This window comes from Bradyrhizobium sp. 134 (assembly GCF_023074155.1).
Classification (GTDB): Bacteria; Pseudomonadota; Alphaproteobacteria; order Rhizobiales; family Xanthobacteraceae; genus Bradyrhizobium.
Genome location: NZ_JADPKX010000074.1, coordinates 473,436 through 494,380, shown reverse-complemented (window position 1 = coordinate 494,380; position 20,945 = coordinate 473,436). Strand labels below are relative to the sequence as shown.

Sequence of the window (20,945 nt, the reverse complement as noted above, 5' to 3'; positions counted from 1 at the left end):
AGTGACATTTTCTGGAAATGAGCCAATATAGACAAAGATTCGCTCAAATATCAGGCAGGTGCCTGTTCGTAACTCACCCTGTGCCTACGTTGTGCGTTGCGCCGAGAAGGCGCCCGGGTGTCGAATGATCGTCATGTGCTCACGCTGATTCGAGAGTGGCGCTAAGGAACGGTCCGGTCGCTGCTTTCGTTCAATTGTGTAGCGGAACTCACGCGGAGAGGGATCATGTACAACGATTCTCTATTCAACGCTTTCGCTAAGTCGTTCGAGGCGAGAAGCCAACACGACATGTCGATGGCGGAATATCTGGAATCGTGTCGAAGCGATCCCATGAAATACGCGAACGCGGCCGAACGACTGCTAGCAGCGATCGGTGAGCCCCAGACGATTGACACGGCCAAGGACCCACGCCTTGGCCGTATTTTTTTGAACCGCACGATCCGCACCTATCCGGCATTCGCCGGCTTCTACGGCATGGAAGAAACCATCGAGCGCATCGTCGGTTTCTTCCGTCACGCGGCGCAGGGCCTCGAAGAGCGCAAGCAGATCCTGTATCTGCTCGGTCCGGTCGGCGGCGGCAAGTCCTCGCTCGCCGAGCGGCTCAAGTCGCTGATGGAAGTGCACCCGATCTACGTGCTCAAGGCCGGCGACGAGCTCTCGCCCGTGTTCGAAAGCCCGCTCAGCCTGTTCGATCCGGATCAGCTCGGCCCGATGCTGGAAGAGAAATACGGCATTCCGCGCCGCCGTCTCACCGGCCTGATGAGCCCGTGGTGCTACAAGCGGCTGGAAGCCTTTGGCGGCGACATTTCCCAGTTTCGGGTCGCAAAGATCCAGCCGTCGCGGCTGCGCCAGATCGGCATCGCCAAGACCGAGCCGGGTGACGAGAACAACCAGGACATCTCCTCGCTGGTCGGCAAGGTCGACATCCGCAAGCTCGAAACCTACGCGCAGAACGATCCCGACGCCTACAGCTATTCCGGCGGCCTCAACCGCGCCAACCAGGGCGTGCTCGAGTTCGTCGAGATGTTCAAGGCGCCGATCAAGATGCTGCACCCGCTGCTCACCGCGACGCAGGAAGGCAACTACATCGGCACCGAGAACATCGGCGCTATTCCGTTCACCGGCGTCATCCTCGCGCACTCCAATGAAGCCGAGTGGTCGAGCTTCAAGGCCAACAAGAACAACGAGGCCTTCATCGACCGCATCTGCGTGATCAAGGTGCCTTATTGCCTGCGGATCACGGAAGAGCAGAAGATCTACGAGAAGCTGATCCAGGGCTCCGAGCTCGCGGCCGCGCCTTGCGCGCCCGCGACGCTGGAGACGCTGGCGCGGTTCTCGGTGATGTCTCGGCTGCGGAAGCACGAAAATTCCACGACCTACGCCAAGATGAGGGTTTACGACGGCGAGAGCCTGAAGGAGACCGATCCGAAGGCGCGCAGCGTCCAGGAATATCGCGATGCCGCCGGCGTCGACGAGGGCATGGACGGTGTCTCCACCCGCTTTGCCTTCAAGATCCTGGCTGCGACCTTCAACCACGATCCGCAGGAAGTCGCCGCCGACGCCGTGCATCTGATGTACGCGCTGGAGCAATCGATCAAGCGCGAGCAGCTGCCCGAGGAAGTCGAGAAGCGCTACCTCGAATTCATCAAGGCGGACCTTGCACCGCGTTATGCCGAGTTCATCGGAAACGAGATCCAGAAGGCTTATCTCGAATCCTACTCGGATTACGGCCAGAACCTGTTCGACCGCTATGTCGATTACGCCGATGCCTGGATCGAGGACCAAGATTTCAAGGACGCCGACACCGGCCAGCTGCTTGATCGCGAACTCTTGAACCAGGAGCTGACCAAGATCGAGAAGCCGGCGGGCATCGCCAACCCGAAGGATTTCCGCAACGAGGTGGTCAAATTCTCGTTACGGTCGCGCGCCCAGAACGGTGGCAAGAATCCGACCTGGATCTCCTACGAGAAGATTCGCGATGTGATCGAAAAGCGGATATTCTCCCAGGTCGAGGACCTGCTTCCGGTCATCTCCTTCGGGTCGAAGAAGGACGGCGAGACGGAGAAGAAGCACGGCGAGTTCGTCGCACGCATGGTGGAGCGCGGCTACACCGAGCGTCAGGTTCGCCGGCTCGTCGAATGGTACATGCGCGTGAAGCAGGCCGGTTGAGGCGGATGGTAAAGTGCCGATTCACATTATTGACAGGCGCCTGAATCCAGGCGGCAAGAGTCTCGAGAACCGGCAGCGGTTCTTGCGTCGGGCCAAATCCCTGGTGCAGGGCGCCGTCAAGAAGACCTCGCAGGAACGCGACATCAAGGACGTCCTGGAGGGTGGCGAGGTCACGATTCCGCTCGACGGCATGCACGAGCCGCGTTTCCGCCGCGACGGCGGAACGCGCGACATGGTGTTGCCGGGCAACAAGAAGTTCATCGAGGGCGACTATCTCCAGCGCTCCGGCCAGGGCAGCGCCAAGGATTCCGGTCCGGGCGAAGGCGACAGCGAGGACGCCTTCCGCTTCGTGCTCAGCCGCGACGAATTCGTCGATCTCTTCCTCGATGATCTCGAACTTCCCGATCTGGCCAAGCGCAAGATCGCGCAGACCGAGAGCGAGGGCATCCAGCGCGCCGGCTACACCACGTCGGGCTCGCCATCCAACATCTCGGTGAGCCGGACGGTTCGGCGCGCAATGGCGCGCCGTATCGCGCTCAAGCGTCCCAGCAAGGAGGAGATCGAAGAGCTGGAAGCCGCCATCGCCGCATGCGCGGATGAGGACGAGCGTCTGGTGCTGATGGCCCAGCTCGAAAAACTGAAGGCGAAGTCCAAGCGCATTCCCTTCATCGATCCGCTCGACATCCGCTATCGCCGCTTCGAGACGGTGCCCAAGCCCGTTGCCCAGGCCGTGATGTTCTGCCTGATGGACGTGTCGGGCTCGATGTCCGAGCACATGAAGGATCTCGCCAAGCGCTTCTACATGCTGCTCTACGTCTTCCTGAAGCGTCGCTACAAGCATGTCGACATCGTCTTCATCCGCCACACCGATCGTGCCGAGGAGGTGGACGAGCAGACCTTCTTCTACGGCCCGGCTTCCGGCGGCACGCTGGTCTCCAGCGCGCTGCAGGCGATGCACGAGATCGTGCGCGAACGCTTCAGCCCGTCGGACTGGAATATCTACGCCGCGCAAGCCTCCGACGGCGACAATTCCTATTCCGACGGCGAGCTCGCGGGCATGCTGCTGACCGACAAGATCCTGCCGGTCTGCCAGTTCTTCGCCTATCTCGAGGTCGGCGAGTCCGGCGGCAGCGCCTTCGATCTGTCCGACTCCTCGCTCTGGACCCTCTACGAGCGCCTGCGCAACAGCGGCGCGCCGCTCTCGATGCGCAAGGTCAGCGAGCGCAGCGAGATTTTTCCGGTGTTCCACGATCTGTTCCAGCGCCGCGACACTGCCCAGGAGAAAGCCGCTCCATGACGGAACGCTTGTTCGAAGGCGCCGATTGGGATTTTCACACCTTGCAGCGCATCACGGATGCCTGCGAGGAGGTGGCGACGAAAGATCTCGGGCTCGACGTCTATCCGAACCAGATCGAGGTCATCACCGCCGAACAGATGCTGGATGCCTATTCGTCGGTCGGCATGCCGCTGTTCTACAAGCATTGGTCATTCGGAAAGCAGTTCGCCTATCACGAGGCCTCATACCGCAAGGGCCTGATGGGGCTCGCTTATGAGATCGTGATCAACTCCTCGCCCTGCATCTCCTATCTGATGGAGGAGAACACGGCGACGATGCAGACGCTGGTCATTGCGCACGCCGCTTTTGGCCACAACCACTTCTTCAAGAACAATTACCTGTTCAAGCAGTGGACCGACGCCGACGGCATTCTGGACTATCTCGACTTCGCCAAGAAGTATGTGATGAGCTGCGAGGATCGCTACGGCCGCACCGAAGTCGAGCGCACGCTGGACGCCGCACATGCGCTGATGTCGCATGGGATCGACCGCTATCCCGGCAAGAAGAAGCTCGATCTCCGCGCCGAAGAGAAGCGGGCAGGGCGCCGCCGCCAGCACGAGGAGGAGGTCTTCAACGACCTCTGGCGCACCGTGCCGGCGGGAAAGAGCAAGACCCGGTCCGCGCTCAGCATCGAACGGCGCCGCAAGCTGCTCGGCCTGCCGCAGGAGAACCTGCTGTATTTCCTCGAGAAGAGCGCGCCGCGGCTGGCGCCCTGGCAGCGCGAGCTGTTGCGCATCGTCCGCCACATCGCGCAATATTTCTATCCGCAGAGCCAGACCAAGGTGATGAACGAGGGGACGGCGACCTACGTCCACTATCGCATCATGACCAAGCTGCATCAGCAGGGCCGCATCAGCGACGGCAATTTCCTCGAATTCCTGCAGTCGCACACCAACGTCGTGTTCCAGCCCGAATTCGACGACCAGCGCTTTTCCGGCTTCAACCCCTATGCGCTCGGCTTCGCCATGATGCAGGACATCGAGCGCATCGTCACCCGGCCGGAAGACGAGGACCGCGAGTGGTTCCCGGACATCGCCGGAAAGAACGACGTGATGGGCGTGCTGCGCGACGTCTGGGCCAACTACCGCGACGAGAGTTTTATCGCCCAGTTCCTGAGCCCGAAGCTGATGCGCCACCTTCGCATATTCCACCTGCATGACGATCCCGAGGAACGCGCCGGCATCCGGGTCGACGCCATTCACGACGAGCGCGGCTTCCGCCGCGTTCGCCGCGAGCTGGCACGGCAGCACGATGTCGGCTACATCGACGCGAATATCGAGGTGGTCGACGTCGATCTCTCCGGCGACCGGCGGCTGATCCTGCATCACCATGTCATCAAGGGCGCGCAGCTCAACGAGACCGACGCCAAGCGCGTGCTCCAGCATCTGGCCGATCTCTGGACCTACGACGTCGCGCTGATCGAGGTCGACGCCAACGACAAGGTGCTGCGCGAATATGTCGTGAGCCCGCGCCCGATCTCGGCGGTGGCCTGACGCTGCTGACTATGCGGAGCAATACGGCGAGATGCGCGTTGATGTACCCTCGCCCCTTGTGGGAGAGGGCGGCGACGCCGGGAGACACAAGCTCACTGGGGTGAGGGGTATCTCTCACACTTCCCGTGTCGATAGAGACCCCTCATCCGGCGCTTCGCGCCACCTTCTCCCACAAGGGGAGAGGAAAGCGTTCGTGGCTCCACAACAACTGTTCTATGCGGAACGTTTCGCCGGCTTCTTCTTGGCTTTCGACGCATTCAGCTCCACCGCCGCGCGGATCAGCGCCTTCAACGCCTTCTCGTTGATCTTTTCGCCTTCGCGAATATCGATCGCGCGGCGCACGTTGCCGTCGAGGCTCGAGTTGAACAGGCCCGCGGGATCCTCCAGCGCCGCGCCCTTGGCAAACGTCATCTTCACCACGGCCTTGTAGGTCTCGCCGGTGCAGATGATGCCGTCGTGCTCCCACACGGGAACGCCGCGCCATTTCCATTCCTCGACGACATCAGGGTCGGCGTCCTTGATCAGGCCGCGGATTCGCCCGAGCATCTCGCCGCGCCAGTCGCCGAGCTCCTTGATCCTGCCGTCGATCATCCTGGATGGCGAGGCGCCATCCGTCTTCGTCGTGCTGCTGTTTTTCGCGGTCACGGCCTTCTTCATGTTCACGCCTCTTGTCGGGCGCCGCGGCGGCGGCCGAGATATGGCAGCGCGAACATATAGAGCCCGGTCGCAAGCAATGGGATCAATGGGACGAAGGCGAGCAAGCCGATCCACGTCGCCTGGACTTGCAGCGTCAGGGCGACGATGTTGGCGATGACGGCAAGCGTGAAAGCGATCGACAGCCAGCGATGGATCTGCCGAATCCACATATTTCCGGTCAATGAAACCTCCTCTTGAGATGATCGAATGAAGGCCGGCGGCCGAGCTAATCTGCCCACGCCAGCAGCTCGTCCAGCTTGGCGAAAAACTGCTTCCAGCCGGCGTGCGCGCCGCCGAAAGCTTGCTTCTGCGTTGGGCTGAAGCCCGCTTGCTCGACGCGCAGATGCGTGCCTGCGCCGGTCGGGGTCAGCGTGAAGGTCACGACGCTCTTGAGATCGAACGCCGCGTCGTCATGCGAGAAATTCCAGGTGTAGGCGAGCGTCTTCTGCGGCTCGATGGTGAGGACCTCGCAGTCCAACACGCCGCCCCACTCGCCGCGAAGGTTGAAGCGGTGGCCCACGTTCGGCTTGAAGTCGTTCTTCATCAGCCATTCCTCGATCAGATGTGGCTGCGTCAGCGCGCGCCAGATCCGCTCTGCCGGAAAGGCAAATTCGCGCTCGATGACGACAGATCGGGTTTCGGCCGCGGATTCGTTCATTGGTCCATCCTCTTCAGGAGATCGTCGAGCGCGTCGAGCCGGTTCTGCCAGAACCCGGCCATCTGGCTGGTCCAGTCGATCAGCGGATTGAGCGCGCCGGGCTGGGCGCTGTAATGGGTCTGCCGCCCTTGATGCCGGTCGCGCACGAGGCCGGCCTGCTTCAGCGCACCGAGATGTTTTGAGACCGCCGGCTGGGACACGCCCGACAGTGCCGTCAGGGCCCCGACCGTCTGTTCGCCCTCGCGGCACAGTCGCTCGAAGATCGCCCGACGGGTGGGGTCGGCGAGCGTTCTGAACAGAAGATCGTGGGCGGCGGCGGGCATGTAATCCATAACCTGTAAGTTATGGGTGTATTCATAACCGTGGAGTTATGGATAAGTCAAGAGCGTTGCGAGCGTGTGGTCCTCGCTCGCGCAACCCGCTCCGCCGTCATTGCTAGGAGCCCTTGCGACGAAGCAATCAGTCTGCCTCAGTGGAGGGACTGGATTGTTTCGCTGCGCTCGCAATGACGGACAATGTAGCGGCGCCTCCCGCGCCCTACGGCCGCAGATAAAGATAGCCCTGCGACTGGAACTCGGCCAAACGGACCACGCCGCCCTTCTCCGCGCTGACGAAGCCTGGCAAGAGATCCGTGAGCGTGACGTTCTGCGCCTTCATCGTGTTGCCGCAGGCGGCAAGCTCGACGCCATCCTTGGAGAAATCGCCGACGCGCTTGCTAATGTCAGGGTTGGCCTGCGCCCAGTGAAACGCCTTCAGCGCCGGCCCGTGAATCACCAGCGCGATCGTCACATGCTCGGGGCCGCCGACGCCGTCGATGTGGTTCTGGATGTTGCCGAGCACGAAATTGACCTTCTCGGCATCGCTCAAATGATAGACCACCTTGTTGCCCGTGCCGGCTTCGGTCGCGGCCTTCGCGCTGGAGGCGCCAAGCGCCGCGCCCAGGCCCGAGACGGCGCTCCACAACATGTTCCGGCGGTTCATGACGATCTCCCTCGATTCCGCCGGACACATATCATTTGTGGCGGAGCGCGGCGAGTTCCTTGCGGTCGGTCACGAGCGAGGCGCATTCCTTGTTGTCCGTTCGATCTAGGCGGAAAATCCCGTCATCGGCCCCGGCGACCAGCGATTGCTCGGCATCCTCATCCGGCTTGTTGTTCTGCCAGACCCTGACCCGCGCCAGCCGCACGATGGCCGATTTGTCGTCCTTCGAGAGCGCGACGCCGATGCCGCCGCCCTCGCAGTCGACGCCGCAACCGAGGCGGATCTCGGTGCCGTCCTTGGTAAACACGGCGTGATGACAGGAGCCGCTGGAGTCGAAATCGCCGGAGCGGTGACGATATCTGAATCCGAGGCGGAAGGAGTTGTGGAGCTGCTTGTCCTCCGTGTCCAATTCCGCCGAGATCAGCAGCTTCATCGAGGCGACCTTCTGCTTCGGATGGTGCGCCAGATGCTCGGCATCGTAGCGCCGCACGAAGCAGGCATAGGCCTTGTTGCCGGGTGCACCGACATACATGCGCGCGTTGAAGGTCTCGACTTCGGCCTTGCTGGCCTCACGGATATCGTCGGCCTCCTCGGCGTGGGCCGCGCCGGCAAACGCGGCGAGGAAGACGGCAGCAACGAGAAAAAACTTCATGATGGCCTCGCGTGCAGCAACTGAGCTGTACGCTGTAGACGCCGCCCAGGTACGACGCGTTCAACGTTCGCAATCTGACGTGATCTTCGCAGGAGGGAGCGAGGTGAAGTTCCACGCCGGGCATTAGTCTTCGGTGGGGTCACGAAGGTTCATTCGAGCTGACGCCTTCGCCTTTCGGAACTCGACGCCGACGATTGCTCCGACGTTGCCCGATTTCATCGATGTGATAGCCTTCACAGACGATCGCCTCTCGCAGTCGTAGGCTGGGGTCTGCCTTGTAGTTTGTGGAGTCCCCCCGCAATGGGCGAAATTCGCAACTTCAGATCCGGGAATGACGAGCCGCCCACACACGGCCCTATGCCTCGTCGTCTCGCGGCCATCATTGTCGGTGACATCGCTTCCTACAGCCGCCTGATGCAGGCCGACGAGGAGGGCACGCACGTCCGCGTCAAGCGGATCGAGCGGGATCTCATCCAGCCCAGCATCGTCGAGCACCACGGAAGTCTGGTGAAGACGACGGGCGATGGCTTCATCGCGATCTTCGACAGTCCGGTCGAGGCCGTGCGATGCAGCATCGTCATCCAGCAAAATCTCATCGGCCGCAACGCCTCGCTTCCGAAGGAGACCCGGATCGAGTACCGGATTGGCGTCAATCTCGGTGACGTCATCGTGGAGCCGGATGACGTCTACGGCGATGGCGTCAACATCGCGACGCGCATCGAGGGCATCGCAGAGCCAGGCCAGGTCTTTATCTCCGGCGCGATCTACGAGCAGATAAAGCACAAGGTCGTGTGCGGTTACGAGTCGCTCGGGGACCGCAAAGTCAAGAACATCACCGATCCCGTGCGCGTCTATAAAGTGCTGCCGGATGCAGACGCGGTCGGCAGGACGCGCGGGCGGCGCGAGAATGCTCTGATCTTTCTCCTGGGAATCACGCTGTCGGTGATGGCCGCCGGCGTGCTGTGGTATCTGCTGGCTCAGACGCCGGGCAGGGTGGGCGAGCAGGCCGCCGTGACCACCGTTTCTCCGGCCGCATCGCCGAGCCCGCAGCCTCCGCCGCGCGAAGCGGCGCCGCAGACGCCGCAGCCGTCTCCCTCCGCGGCTTCGTCATCTCCATCGCCCGCTCCGGCGCCAATTCAATCGACGAGTCAATCGGCAAGTCAATCGCCAATTCCCGTCCGCGAACCCGAGATGGTCGCCATTCGCGGCGGCAGCTTTGCGATGGGAAGCAATGACGACCCGACCGAGCGTCCTGTCCATCAGGTGACGGTCAAGCCGTTCTCGATCGGAAAATATCCGGTGACCGTGCAGGAATGGAACGAGTGCGCCGCTGCAAAGGCGTGCGGCTTCACGGCGATCGGCAAGGACGATGCGCCTGTCAGCAATGTGAGCTGGACCGACGCGCAGCAATATGCGGCCTATCTCGCTCAGGCGACGAAGAAGACTTATCGGCTTCCGAGCGAAGCCGAATGGGAATATGCCGCGCGGGGCGGAACGCAGACCAAATATTGGTGGGGCGACAAGCTGCAGCCGGGCATGGCCGGCTGCAAGGATTGCGGTGATCTCGCGGCCGAGCAGCCCGCGAAGGTCGGCAGCTTCAGGCCGAATCCGTTCGGGCTCCACGACATGGGCGGGGGCGTCGATCAGTGGGTCGAGGACTGCTGGCACAAGACCTATCAGGGCGCGCCCGGCGACGGCTCGGCATGGAGCAGCGGGGACTGCAGCGCTCATGTCCTGCGCTCGGGCTCCTGGAAGAACGATTCGAGATATGTGCGGCCGTCCAACCGCGACGGCTACGACACCAATGTTCGTTATCCCACGCACGGATTCCGCGTGGCGCTCAGCCCCTAAATGGTGGAGTTGGTTTGATGCAGATATTTCGTTGCGTCGCGCTGGCGGCGGCGCTCGCATTGCTCCCGGGGGCAGCCTTTTCACAAGGCAAGGCAGCGCCCAAGGACGCCAAGCTCTATTTCATCACCCCGCATGACGGGCAGAAGGTCCGCGGCGGATTCTGGGTCCGGTTCGGCTTGCGCAACATGGGAGTGACCCATGCCGGCGACGAGTATCAGAACGCCGGTCACCATCATCTGCTGATCGACGTCAACGACCCCATCGATCCCAAGGAGCCGATCCTGCAGGACAAGTCGCATCTGCATTTCGGGGCAGGGCAGACCGAAACGCTGCTCGAGCTTCCGCCCGGGACGCACACGCTTCAACTCGTGCTGGGCGACGCCCGGCACTATCCGTTCGAGCCGCCCATCGTGTCGGAGAAGATCACCATACGGGTCAGGCAGCCGGCCGCGGCGCGGTAGTCGGTCACCGCAGGCTGGCGTTGAACTTGTCCAGCGCCGCCGAGCCCGGGCAGAGCGTGTCCGCTTCCAGCGTGTTGAGCGGCGTCTCGACCGTGTTGAGATGCTCGTGCAAATCTTCCGCATCAGGGTCGACGTAGAGCAGGCCGGTGACGATCTGTCCCTTGGCGGCGTGCTTTTGCAGAAAGGTCTGGGCGCCGAGCCGGTCATGCGGATCGTAGTCGGCGTCGATCTTGCGCAGCGCGATCCTGCTGCCGTCATGCTGCTCGACCATCTGCACCGTGCCTGGTGCGTAATCCACCGCGATCGGATCGCGGCCAACCAGCACGTCGAGCCGGTTCACCGCGTCATTGTGCTCGCGGACATAGTCGAAGCTCTTGGTCGAGCCGGCGTGGTTGTTGAAGGCGATGCAGGGGCTGATGACGTCGATGAACGAAGCGCCCTTGTGGCGGATCGCGGCCGCGATCAGCGGCACGAGCTGGGTCTTGTCGCCGGAGAACGAGCGCGCGACGAAAGTCGCGCCCAACTGCAGCGCGATCGCGACGAGGTCGATGGCGTTGTCGGTGTTGGTGACGCCCTTCTTGCTCTTCGAGCCGCGGTCGGCGGTCGCCGAGAACTGGCCCTTGGTCAGGCCGTAGACGCCGTTGTTCTCGACGATATAGGTCATGTTGACGCCGCGCCGGATCGAATGCGCGAACTGGCCGAAGCCGATCGAGGCGGAATCGCCGTCGCCGGAGACGCCGAGATAGATCAAATCGCGATTGGCGAGGTTGGCGCCGGTCAGGACCGACGGCATGCGGCCGTGCACGGAGTTGAAGCCGTGCGAATTGCCGAGGAAATAGTCGGGCGTCTTGGACGAGCAGCCGATGCCCGAGATTTTTGCCACCCGGTGCGGCTCGATCGAGAGCTCATAGCAGGCCTCGATGATTGAGGCCGTGATCGAATCATGGCCGCAGCCGGCGCAGAGGGTCGAGATCTTGCCTTCGTAGTCGCGATGGGTGTAGCCGAGCTCGTTCTTCTTCAGCCCGGGATGGTGGAATTTCGGCTTTGCAATGTAGGTCATGACACGGCCTTGCGGAGCGGGGTCACCTTGAGGTGATCTTGGTGGTCGCCAATGGCTTTTGCGATGAAGCGGGCGGTGATCGGTGAGCCGTCGTAATGCACGATCGGCACCAGCCGCACCGGGTCGATGCCGTTCTCGTTGACGATCAACTGGCGCAGCTGGCTGTCGCGATTCTGCTCGACGACGTAGACGAAATCGTGCTCGGCGAGGAAGCTCGCCACGCTGGAGTGAAACGGGAAGGCTCGGATGCGCAGGCGGTCGAGCTGGTGCCCGCGCGTTTCCAGCAGGCCGATCGCCTCGTCCATCGCCGGCGAGGTCGAGCCGAAATAGATCACGCCGTATTTGGTCGGCCGTTCCGCATTGGCCTGGAGCGGCCGCGGCACCATGTCCTGCGCGGACTCGAACTTGCGCATGAGCCGCTGCATGTTGTCGGCGTAGACCGAGCCTTCCTCGGAGTAACGCGCATAGCGGTCACGCGACGTGCCGCGGGTGAAATAGGACCCCTTGGTCGGATGCGTGCCGGGATAGGTGCGGTAGGGGATGCCGTCGCCGTCGACGTCGAGATAGCGGCCGAAGTCGCGGCCTTCGTCCAGCATCTCCGCGGTCATCACCTTGCCGCGGTCGTATTGCTTGGAATCGTCCCACTTCAGCGGACGGCAGAGCCGGTGGTTCATGCCGATGTCGAGGTCCAGCATCAGGAAGATGGTGGTTTGGAGCCGCTCGGCGAGATCGAAGGCCGCGGCCGCGAACTCGAACGCCTCGGCGGGATCCTCCGGGAACAGCAGCACATGCTTGGTGTCGCCATGCGAAGCATAGGCGCAGGCGATGATGTCGCATTGCTGGGTGCGGGTCGGCATGCCGGTCGAAGGACCGGCGCGCTGGATGTTCATGATCACGGCCGGGATTTCGGCGAAATACGACAGGCCGATGAACTCGGTCATCAACGAGATGCCGGGGCCTGAGGTCGCGGTGAAGGCGCGGGCGCCGTTCCAGGAGGCGCCGATCACGATGCCGATCGAAGCCAGCTCGTCCTCGCCCTGCACGATCGCGTACTTCGCCTTGCCGGTCTCCGCATCGTGTCGGTACTTCTTGCAGTGGGCGGTGAAAGCCTCCGCTACCGACGAGGATGGCGTGATCGGATACCAGGCGCATACCGTGGCGCCGCCATAGACGGCGCCGAGCGCGGCCGCGCTGTTGCCCTCGATGAAGATGCGGTCGCCGACCTTGTCGGACTTCTTCACCCGCAGCCCGGTCGGGCATTTCAGGTTTTGCAGCGCCCAGTCGCGGCCGAGATGCAACGCGTGGACGTTGGAGGACAAGAGCTTCTCCTTGCCCTTGTACTGTTCGCCGATGAGCTGCTCGATCAGCTTCGGATCCATGTCGAGCAGCGCCGAGAGTGCCCCGAGATAGATGATGTTCTTGAACAGCTGGCGCTGGCGCGGATCGGTGTAGGTCGAGTTGGTGATCGCGGTCAGGGGGACGCCGATCACGGTGATGTCGTCGCGGAATTTCGTCGACGGCATCGGCTTGGTGGAATCGTAGAACAGATAGCCGCCGGGCTCGATGCCGGCGACGTCCTTGTCCCAGGTCTGCGGGTTCATTGCGACCATCATGTCGACGCCGCCGCGGGCGCCGAGATGGCCGTCTTCGGTCACCCGCACCTCGTACCAGGTCGGCAGGCCCTGGATGTTGGAGGGGAAGATGTTACGGGGGCTCACCGGAACGCCATGGCGCAGGATCGCGCGCGCAAACATCTCGTTGGCGCTGGCCGAGCCCGATCCGTTGACGTTGGCGAAGCGGACGACGAAGTCGTTTACGCTGCTGATCGGCTTTTTGTCGGACATGTCGAACCCGCTTGAGTCATTTCGATCAAATATTTCTGCATGTCCCAGGCGCCGGTGGGACAACGCTCGGCGCACAGCCCACAATGCAGGCAGACGTCCTCGTCCTTCACCATCACGCGCCCGGTCTTGAGATCAGAGGACACGTAGAGGTCCTGGTCGGGATGCAGTGACGGCGCCTTCAGGCGCTGGCGCAGATCGGTTTCCTCGCCATTCTCCGTGAAGGTGATGCAATCCATCGGACAGATGTCGACGCAGGCATCGCACTCGATGCAGAGCGATGTCGAGAACACGGTCTGGACGTCGCAGTTCAGGCAGCGATGGGCTTCGCCGAGCGCGAGCTTGACGTCGTAGCCGAGTTCGACCTCGGTGCGGATGTCCTTCAGCGCGATCACCTTGTCGCGATGCGGCACCTTGTAGCGCTTGTCGTTGGAGATGTCGTTATCATAGCTCCATTCGTGGATGCCCATCTTCTGCGAGGAGATGTGCACCTCCGGCAATGGCCGCTCGGTGACGTCCTCGCCCGAGAGCATTTTGTGGATCGACAGCGCGGCGTCATGGCCCTGCGCCACCGCCCAGATGATGTTCTTCGGCCCGAACGCGGCGTCGCCGCCGAAGAACACTTTTGGATTGGTGGATACGAACGTCTTCGGATCGACCTTGGGCATGTGCCATTTGTCGAACTCGATGCCGCAATCCTGCTCGATCCAAGGGAAAGCGTTCTCCTGGCCGACCGCGACCAGCACGTCGTCGCATTCGATGGTCTGGTCCGGCTCGCCCGAGGGCACGAGATTGCGGCGGCCCTTGGCGTCGTATTCGGCCTTCACCTTCTGGAAGGTGATACCGGTGAGCTTGCCGTTATCGTGGACGAAAGCCGTGGGCACGAGGAAGTTGAGGATCGGGATGTCTTCGTGGAGCGCGTCTTCCTTCTCCCAGGGCGAGGCCTTCATTTCCTCGAAGCCGGAGCGCACGACGACCTTCACCTCTTCGCCGCCGAGGCGGCGCGCGGTGCGGCAGCAATCCATCGCGGTGTTGCCGCCGCCGAGCACGATGACGCGCTTGCCGATCTTGTCGGTATGGCCGAACGAGACCGAGGACAGCCAATCGATACCGATATGGACGTTGGCGGCGGCTTCCTTGCGTCCGGGAATGTCGAGCTCGCGGCCGCGCGGTGCGCCGGAGCCGACGAAGATCGCGTCGTACTTCTCCGCGAGCAGCGCCTTCATGCTCTCGATGCGGTGGCCGCCCTTGAAGTCGACGCCGAGACCCAGGATGTAGCCGGTCTCCTCGTCGATGACCGAATCGGGCAGGCGAAATTTCGGGATCTGCGAGCGCATCATGCCGCCGGCTTGGGGATCGGCGTCGAACACGGTGCAATGATAGCCAAGCGGCGCGAGATCGCGCGCCACCGTCAGCGAAGCGGGACCGCCGCCGACGAAGGCAACGCGCTTGCCGTTCTTGGCCGCGGGCCGCGGCAGGCGTTGGGTGATGTCGTCCTTGAAGTCGGCGGCGACGCGCTTCAGGCGGCAGATCGCGACCGGCGTCTCCTCGACACGTCCGCGGCGGCACGCCGGCTCGCATGGGCGATCGCAGGTGCGTCCCAGAATTCCGGGAAACACGTTCGATTTCCAATTGATCATATAGGCGTCGCTGTAGCGGCCTTGGGCGATCAGTCGGATGTATTCGGGAACGGGAGTGTGCGCAGGACAGGCCCATTGGCAATCGACTACTTTGTGAAAGTAGTCGGGGGCCGCAATATCGGTCGGTTTCATTCCTACCCTGTCCGCGCAGGCTCAAAGACCCGGCGGCCTTTTCTTGAGCTTGGCGAACGCTAACGCGCGGCGATCTGGTTTCTGAATGACGTCATTGGGTTAGCTTATTAGAACCGTTCCGAAGTACAACGGCAAATTTCGTGCTTCCCCTCTTTCATGGGAGCTACGCGCACACAGCATTAACGGCCGCGCGCAGTATGTGGCGGTGCAGCATGTTGCGATGCGTTCGGTGACCTAGTTGTGCGCGATGTCGCTCTTGGCGAGGTCCCACATCAGGCTGTAGGTGCCGACCGACACAGGAAGCGGGAATGGCGAGGCGGCAGGGCCGGTGAAGCGCGCTGCGATCACGGCCGAGACCGCGCCGACATGCGTGCCGTCGATCAGCACGAACCAGTCGCGCGCGCCTTCATTGCGTACTGCCGGAACATCCGCCGTTGCGCCCGACAATTCCGGCTCGCTCTCGAGCAGATGCATCGAGATGATACCGTCGTGCTTGTCCGGCGCCAGCCGTTCTTGCAGTGCGCCACGCCACGCGGCTGCATTGTCCGGCGTCGGCCGCAGCCGCACGAGGCCGAGCGCCGCGCCGCGTCCGGTACCATTGCTGATCGTGATGCGGGCGACCACCCGCAGCATGTCCTTGAAATGCGCCATGCTCCGCCGCGACCATTCAGTCTGATTGGCGAGCCGCGCCCGGTAGGCGGGACTGTCGAGCACGTCGAGCGTCGCGGTCGAATACAGCGAGAGATATTTGAGATTGGCGGCGTGCGCGACATAGCGCCGCGCCTCCAGAAAACCCTCGATCGCAACGCGCTCTTCCAGATGCTCGCGATCGTACCAGCGATTGAAATCGGCTTCGGCAGCCGCATCGATGTTCATCGACGTCAGCAGCATGCCCTTCCCAGCGAGTGGCATTTTCTTGTTGTCCTGTTAGCGCGAGATCTTCGAGGCGATGTCCGCGATCGACTTCATGACCGCGTCCCGCACGCCGGTATCATAGAGCGAATGGCCGGCTTCTTCCACGACGCGAATCTCGGAACCCGGCCACGCTTTTGCGAGCGCCTGCGATGTCTCGGGAGGGCACAACAGATCGTAGCGGCCCTGGACGATGATGCCGGGGATGCCGTCGAGCTTGCCGGCGTTCCGCAACAACTGGTTCTCCGTCATGAAGCTGTCCTGGACGAAATAATGCGCCTCCATGAACGGCGTCGCCGGCAATGTGCGCCACACGTTCAGCGACGCCAGGTCCAGGCGAGTCTTTGCCGCCTTGTGCTCCGACAGGGCGCGCTCGGTGTCGTGCCAGGCGCGCGATGCGGGGCCATGCACGGCCGGATCGGGATCGAGGATGCGGCGATAATAGGCCTCCACCGGCCGCGCGCGTTCCTCGACCGGCAGCACGCTGAGGAAATCCTCGTAGAGGGCGGGGTAGAATTGCGACAGGCGCGAGGTGAAGGCGATCTCGACTTCAGCACGCGTGCCGAGAAACGTCGCGCGGAGCGCAATCCCGGAGACGCGCGTAGGATGGGCCTGCGCATAAGCCAGCGCCAGCGTCGCGCCCCAGGAGCCGCCGACCACCATCCAACGCGCGACGCCGAATTTCTCGCGGATCTTTTCCATGTCCGCGATCAGATGCTGTGTGGTGTTATGCTGGCGCGATCCCTTCGGCCGGCTGCGGCCGCAGCCGCGCTGGTCGAACAGCACGGCATGGAAACGGTCGGGATCAAAGAGGCGGCGATGGTCGGGCTGGCAACCGCTGCCGGGGCCGCCATGCAGATAGACCGCGGGGATGCCGTCGGCGCGGCCGACGCTCTCGACATAGAGCTCGTGGCCGTCGCCGACGTCGAGCATTTCGGAGGTCAGCGGCGCAAAGGGATCGGCGCGCTTGACTGAGCTGGCCGCGTCGGCGTCAGGCATCATTCCCGGATTCCAGAGTGCCGCCGGCGAAATTGCGATAGACGAAGCGGTTGGTTTCGCCCTCGGCCTCGCGCTCGGCCTGCTTGAAGATGGTCTCGTGCAGCGGCGACAGCGCACAGGCAGGATCGGTGTTGGCGGCGTCACCGGTCAGCGCAAAGGCCTGGCAGCGGCAGCCGCCGAAATCGACCTCGCGGAATTCGCAACTCTTGCACGGCTCCTTCATCCAGCCGGTGCCGCGATAGCGGTTGAAGGCCTCCGAGTTCTGCCAGATCCAGGCGATCGAATGGTTGGAGCGCACCGATTCGAAGTCGAGCCCGGTGATGCTCTCGGCGGCGTGGCAGGGCAGCACCTTGCCGGCCGGCGAGATGTTGAAGAATTGGCGGCCCCAGCCGCCCATGCACTTCTTCGGCCGCAGCGCGTAATAATCGGGCACGACATAGTCGATCGTCAGCCGGCCCTTCAGCCGCTCGCGCGCCTCCTCGACGATGCGGGTGCACTCGTCGAGCTGCATCACGGTCGGCATCAAGGCGGCGCGGTTCTTCAGCGCCCAGCCGTAATATTGGACGTTGGCGACCTCGAGCCGGTCGGCGTCGAGATCGACCGACATCTGGATGATATCAGGCAGCTGGTGCAGGTTCTGCCGGTGCATCACCGCATTCACGGTGAGCGGCAAATCGAGCTCGCGCGTCCATTTTGCGACTTCGAGCTTCTTGCGGTGTCCGTTTTTGTAACCGCCGACGCGATCGGCGAGGGCTTCTTCAACGCCCTGGAAGCTGATCTGGACATGGCAGAGCCCGGCATCGGCAAGCTCGCTCAGCCGCTCGCGCGTCAGCAGCACCGCCGAGGTGATGAGGTTGGTGTAGAGGCCGACATCGCTGGCGTGCTTGACCAGTTCCACGAGGTCTTTGCGCGCCGTCGGCTCGCCGCCGGAGAAATGCACCTGGAGCACGCCGATCTCGGCGAGCTCGCTCAATACCTTCTTCCATTCCTCGGTGGTCAGCTCCTTGCCCGAGCGGTCGAGCTCGACCGGGTTGGAGCAATAGGGACATTGCAGCGGGCAGCGATGGGTGATCTCGAGCAGCACGGCGAGCGGAATGCCGAACGTCTCTGCCGTCGAGCGGCTCTTCTCCAGCACCGCGAGGCTGTCGCTGGCGTCGGGCGGGATGGTGGGATTGCCGAGCACATCGCTCATGACGTCTTCTCCCGGGCCTCCGTGAGAAAGCCCTTGTCGGCGAGATCCTGCAGCATGACGATGACGTCGGCCAGGATCGCCTCGCGCGGCGCGGCGTATTTTGCCGCCAGCTGGTCGGACATTTCGCCGACATTGCGCTCGCCGTCGCAGAGCTGCAAGACCTCGACCGCGATCTCGTCCGGCGCCAGCACGCGTTCGGGCGCCAGGATCACCCAGACCTTTCGCGTCTCGTCATATTTCAGCTTGGCGTGCCGCGGCAGCACCGGCCGGCTGGTCTCGCTGACGCTGATGTTGCGCGGCCCGGCCATTGTTCCTCAACTCGCTTTTTGGTGTTCTTGGGGCACGAACGCGCCCGGCGGAATGTTGCCCTCGACATAGGCGTGTTGGAGTGCGTCGAGCTGCACCCAGAGCACGTTGGTCTTGAAGATCAGCGCGTTGCAGACCGACGCGCGTTGCTCCGGCGTAGTAGCATGCGCCTTGACATAGTCGAGCGCAAACCCGGCGTCGCGCGGCGCCTGCGCCAGCCGGCGCTTGAAGTAGCTCATGATGTCAGGATTGACGAAGTCATAGTGCTCCAGCATGCCGGCAATGCGCTCTTCGTGCAGGTTCGGCGCGAACAATTCGGTGAGCGAGGAGGCGATCGCTTCCAGCGGCGACTTCTCGCGGCAATAGTGCACATAGGCTTCCACCGCAAAGCGCGTCGCGGGCAGGATGCCTTCAGTCGATTCCACGTAAGCCGTGTCCAGCCCGAGGCCGTCGGTCAGCTTCAGCCAGCGCTCGATACCGCCTTCGGAGCCGATATCGCCGTCATGATCCTCGATGCGGTGGCGCCATTCCACGCGCGTGGCGCGGTCGCGGAAGCGCGAGATCACCACCGCGTCCTTGATCGGGATGGTGCTCTGGTAATAGTAGCGGTTCAGCGCCCAGGCCTGGACCTGGCCCTTGTTGAGCTTGCCGCCGTGCAGCATCTTATGGAACGGATGCAGGCTGTGATAGCGCGTCGCCCCGATATGGCGCAGCGCCGCCTCCAGCTCCTCGGCGCTCGTGAGCCTGATGTCCTTGCCGACCGAGAGCGCGGTCATTCCACTCAGTGACGCGGCATTCACAGCACGATCTCCGTTCCGTCAGCGGGTATCTGCCAGCCCGCCGCTTCAGCGGCCTTGCGCTCGGGGGAAGAGGGCAGCAGCGCCGGGTTCGAGTTATTGATATGCAGAAATATCTTCCTGTCGAGTGCGAGGTCGGCGAGCCGCGCGATGGCGCCGTGGTCGCCGGACATCGCGACATGGCCCATGCTCTTGCCGGTCTTGTGGCTAAGCCCGGCCTTGATCATCTCGTCGTCCTGCCACACCGTGCCGTCGAAGAACACCAGCGCGGCGCCGTCGATCTCGGCCTTGAGCGCGTCGGTGACCTCGGCGCAGGCGGCGATGAAGTAGAAGCATTTGCCGGTCGATTTATCGGTGATCTTCAGCCCCAGCGTATCGCCCTCGCCGGCGTCGCCGCCCGGATGCGCCTTGCCTTCCAGGTACCAGGCCGATTTGCCCGAGACCGCGAAGGGCAGCACCTCGATGCCTGAGCGCGCCCCGTCCGGCAGCCGCGGCTCGAACGGCTCGTTGATGTCGACTGGCTGGCGCGGCACGTTCTTCTCGTTCAGCACGTTGAAGATGCTGTTGGCCTTCAGGATCGCCAGCACCTTCTCATGCGCATAGACCGTGAAGGGCGAGCCCTCGCGCATCGACAGCAGGCCTGCCACCGCGTCCACTTCACTGTTGGTCAGGATCACGCCTGCGATCGGCGTATGGCGCAGCGCGCCTGCCTTCGGATGCAGCTGTGGCGTGGCATTCAGTTGCTGGCGGAGGTCGGGGGAGGCGTTGATCAAGAACCAATGCTCGCCGTCGCCACTGAAGGCGACCGAGGCTTGGGTCCGTTGCAGCTCTTGGCCGTTTTCACGGGCTGTCCGGCAGCCCTCGCAGCCGCAATTCCATTGCGGCACTCCGCCGCCGGCTGCGGCGCCCAGGACGACGACGCGAAGCATGATCCGTCTCCTGGAAGCAATGTCGCGAGGTGGACCTCACGCAAACACAAATCCTGTCTTCCGGACATGCATCGTGACCGAAAGATCCACCTGCGCAGAACGCGAATTCACCAACCGCTTACTTGCGGGTGGCGCTCACATACATGTTGATTTCCATGCCACAGGGCACTTCGACGATCTTGGGGGCTTTCCAGGCCATTTCGGCTCTCCATTTTCGAGATTTCGGACGTATCCGCCCGGGGCTAAGTTACTGCGAGCACAAAAGTTCGCCAGTGAAATTTTCCCGAACACGGGCATATTGCGCCGCGAGAAAAGCGCGGGGAACAGTACTTTCTGGTGATGCGGCCCTGCGCTTGGCGCATTCGGTCGCGAACCCTGTCCTGATAAAGCAGTTGTGAGTGCAGTGCAGCTTTCAATCCGGTACAGGCGACCCAACTGGAACTTCGTGATGCCCAGATATTTCTTCAACACCCGTATCGGCGACGAACTGATCGTGGATCCCGAGGGAGAGGATTTGCGCAATCCCGATCGTGCCTGGGAGGTCGCCCGCCAGATGATTCTGGAGGTGCTGAGATCGGAAGGCACCCAGCCGGCCCTGCTCGAGGCTGTCATCGAGGTCACCGACCGCGAAGGCGAGATCGTGCTCGAATTCCCCTTCACCGAGGCACTCCTGGACATCCCGGACCAGTCCGCGACGCGGCATTAGCCTCCGACGCTTTCTCCCCGTTATTGCGAGGAGCCCTTGCGACGAAGCAATCCAGACTGCTTCCGCGGAGGCAGTCTGGATTGCTTCGCTTCGCTTGCAATGACGGAGAATGAGGCGTCACCCGGCATCCCCCG

General features: G+C 62.9%; 22 protein-coding genes. 6 read left to right on the top strand and 16 right to left on the bottom strand.

Going from position 1 to position 20,945, the window contains the following annotated elements; genetic code table 11:
- Positions 1-225: 225 nt before the first annotated feature.
- The 3 genes from IVA75_RS32550 to IVA75_RS32540 are packed head-to-tail and all read left to right on the top strand — an operon-like array spanning position 226 to position 4,998.
- On the top strand, positions 226-2,169 hold the full coding sequence (locus IVA75_RS32550) for a PrkA family serine protein kinase (protein ID WP_007595704.1): 1,944 nt from the start codon (positions 226-228) through the stop codon (positions 2,167-2,169).
- Between the two features lie 19 nt (positions 2,170-2,188).
- Complete coding sequence (locus IVA75_RS32545; RefSeq protein ID WP_027570570.1) at positions 2,189-3,466, top strand: YeaH/YhbH family protein; 1,278 nt, start codon at positions 2,189-2,191, stop codon at positions 3,464-3,466.
- On the top strand, positions 3,463-4,998 hold the full coding sequence (locus IVA75_RS32540; RefSeq protein WP_247287852.1) for a SpoVR family protein: 1,536 nt from the start codon (positions 3,463-3,465) through the stop codon (positions 4,996-4,998). The genes IVA75_RS32545 and IVA75_RS32540 overlap by 4 nt, the downstream gene beginning before the upstream one ends.
- A 213-nt stretch (positions 4,999-5,211) precedes the next feature.
- On the opposite strand, the gene IVA75_RS32535 is transcribed toward IVA75_RS32540, so the two are convergent.
- The 6 genes from IVA75_RS32535 to IVA75_RS32510 form a co-directional block, all read right to left on the bottom strand.
- On the bottom strand, positions 5,212-5,655 hold the full coding sequence (locus IVA75_RS32535) for a DUF1801 domain-containing protein (RefSeq protein WP_247287855.1): 444 nt from the start codon (positions 5,653-5,655) through the stop codon (positions 5,212-5,214).
- Positions 5,656-5,657: 2 nt separating this feature from the next.
- Positions 5,658-5,876, bottom strand: coding sequence for a hypothetical protein (locus IVA75_RS32530; RefSeq protein ID WP_027570573.1), 219 nt, complete (start codon positions 5,874-5,876; stop codon positions 5,658-5,660).
- Positions 5,877-5,920: 44 nt separating this feature from the next.
- Entirely contained in the window at positions 5,921-6,352 is a 432-nt protein-coding gene (locus tag IVA75_RS32525) for an SRPBCC domain-containing protein (RefSeq protein WP_247287856.1), read from the bottom strand.
- Positions 6,349-6,675 carry a metalloregulator ArsR/SmtB family transcription factor gene (locus IVA75_RS32520; protein ID WP_007595691.1) on the bottom strand — a complete coding sequence of 109 codons (327 nt, stop codon included), beginning with the start codon at positions 6,673-6,675 and terminating at the stop codon, positions 6,349-6,351. The genes IVA75_RS32525 and IVA75_RS32520 overlap by 4 nt, the downstream gene beginning before the upstream one ends.
- Positions 6,676-6,889: 214 nt before the next feature.
- Entirely contained in the window at positions 6,890-7,333 is a 444-nt protein-coding gene (locus IVA75_RS32515; RefSeq protein ID WP_247287857.1) for a DsrE family protein, read from the bottom strand.
- A 31-nt stretch (positions 7,334-7,364) separates the two neighbouring features.
- Positions 7,365-7,985, bottom strand: a complete 621-nt coding sequence (locus IVA75_RS32510; protein WP_247287858.1) for a hypothetical protein — start codon at positions 7,983-7,985, stop codon at positions 7,365-7,367.
- A gap of 300 nt (positions 7,986-8,285) precedes the next feature.
- On the opposite strand from IVA75_RS32510, the gene IVA75_RS32505 reads away from it, so the two are divergent.
- Positions 8,286-9,836 (top strand): SUMF1/EgtB/PvdO family nonheme iron enzyme, encoded by a 1,551-nt coding sequence (locus IVA75_RS32505; RefSeq protein WP_247287859.1) that lies wholly within the window; start codon positions 8,286-8,288, stop codon positions 9,834-9,836.
- Between the two features lie 17 nt (positions 9,837-9,853).
- Entirely contained in the window at positions 9,854-10,297 is a 444-nt protein-coding gene (locus tag IVA75_RS32500) for a DUF4399 domain-containing protein (RefSeq protein ID WP_247287860.1), read from the top strand.
- A gap of 4 nt (positions 10,298-10,301) precedes the next feature.
- Here IVA75_RS32500 and IVA75_RS32495 read toward each other — a convergent pair whose 3' ends face one another.
- The 10 genes from IVA75_RS32495 to pqqA all read right to left on the bottom strand — a co-directional run bounded on the left by IVA75_RS32495 (position 10,302) and on the right by pqqA (position 20,304).
- Complete coding sequence (locus IVA75_RS32495; RefSeq protein WP_018454076.1) at positions 10,302-11,357, bottom strand: 2-oxoacid:ferredoxin oxidoreductase subunit beta; 1,056 nt, start codon at positions 11,355-11,357, stop codon at positions 10,302-10,304.
- Positions 11,354-13,201: a 2-oxoacid:acceptor oxidoreductase subunit alpha gene (locus IVA75_RS32490; protein ID WP_247287861.1), complete on the bottom strand. Its 1,848-nt coding sequence runs from the start codon at positions 13,199-13,201 to the stop codon at positions 11,354-11,356. Before IVA75_RS32490 ends, IVA75_RS32495 begins: the two co-directional genes overlap by 4 nt.
- On the bottom strand, positions 13,171-14,970 hold the full coding sequence (locus IVA75_RS32485; protein ID WP_247287862.1) for an FAD-dependent oxidoreductase: 1,800 nt from the start codon (positions 14,968-14,970) through the stop codon (positions 13,171-13,173). Before IVA75_RS32485 ends, IVA75_RS32490 begins: the two co-directional genes overlap by 31 nt.
- 234 nt (positions 14,971-15,204) lie before the next feature.
- Positions 15,205-15,882, bottom strand: coding sequence for a DUF4286 family protein (locus IVA75_RS32480; protein WP_247287863.1), 678 nt, complete (start codon positions 15,880-15,882; stop codon positions 15,205-15,207).
- A 15-nt stretch (positions 15,883-15,897) separates the two neighbouring features.
- Positions 15,898-16,884, bottom strand: a complete 987-nt coding sequence (gene pip / locus IVA75_RS32475) for a prolyl aminopeptidase (RefSeq protein ID WP_247287864.1) — start codon at positions 16,882-16,884, stop codon at positions 15,898-15,900.
- Positions 16,874-18,073 carry a pyrroloquinoline quinone biosynthesis protein PqqE gene (pqqE, locus tag IVA75_RS32470; protein ID WP_247287865.1) on the bottom strand — a complete coding sequence of 400 codons (1,200 nt, stop codon included), beginning with the start codon at positions 18,071-18,073 and terminating at the stop codon, positions 16,874-16,876. Before pqqE ends, pip begins: the two co-directional genes overlap by 11 nt.
- Complete coding sequence (pqqD, locus tag IVA75_RS32465; protein WP_247287867.1) at positions 18,070-18,381, bottom strand: pyrroloquinoline quinone biosynthesis peptide chaperone PqqD; 312 nt, start codon at positions 18,379-18,381, stop codon at positions 18,070-18,072. Before pqqD ends, pqqE begins: the two co-directional genes overlap by 4 nt.
- A gap of 6 nt (positions 18,382-18,387) precedes the next feature.
- Positions 18,388-19,179, bottom strand: a complete 792-nt coding sequence (gene pqqC, locus IVA75_RS32460; RefSeq protein WP_247287869.1) for a pyrroloquinoline-quinone synthase PqqC — start codon at positions 19,177-19,179, stop codon at positions 18,388-18,390.
- Positions 19,176-20,105, bottom strand: a complete 930-nt coding sequence (gene pqqB, locus IVA75_RS32455; RefSeq protein WP_247287871.1) for a pyrroloquinoline quinone biosynthesis protein PqqB — start codon at positions 20,103-20,105, stop codon at positions 19,176-19,178. Before pqqB ends, pqqC begins: the two co-directional genes overlap by 4 nt.
- A gap of 118 nt (positions 20,106-20,223) precedes the next feature.
- The gene (pqqA, locus tag IVA75_RS32450; protein ID WP_007595659.1) at positions 20,224-20,304 is read right to left on the bottom strand and encodes a pyrroloquinoline quinone precursor peptide PqqA; all 81 of its coding nucleotides are present in this window, start codon (positions 20,302-20,304) and stop codon (positions 20,224-20,226) included.
- 249 nt (positions 20,305-20,553) lie between these two features.
- Between pqqA and IVA75_RS32445 the strand changes: the two genes are divergently transcribed.
- The gene (locus tag IVA75_RS32445; protein WP_007613759.1) at positions 20,554-20,811 is read left to right on the top strand and encodes a hypothetical protein; all 258 of its coding nucleotides are present in this window, start codon (positions 20,554-20,556) and stop codon (positions 20,809-20,811) included.
- Positions 20,812-20,945: the final 134 nt, after the last annotated feature.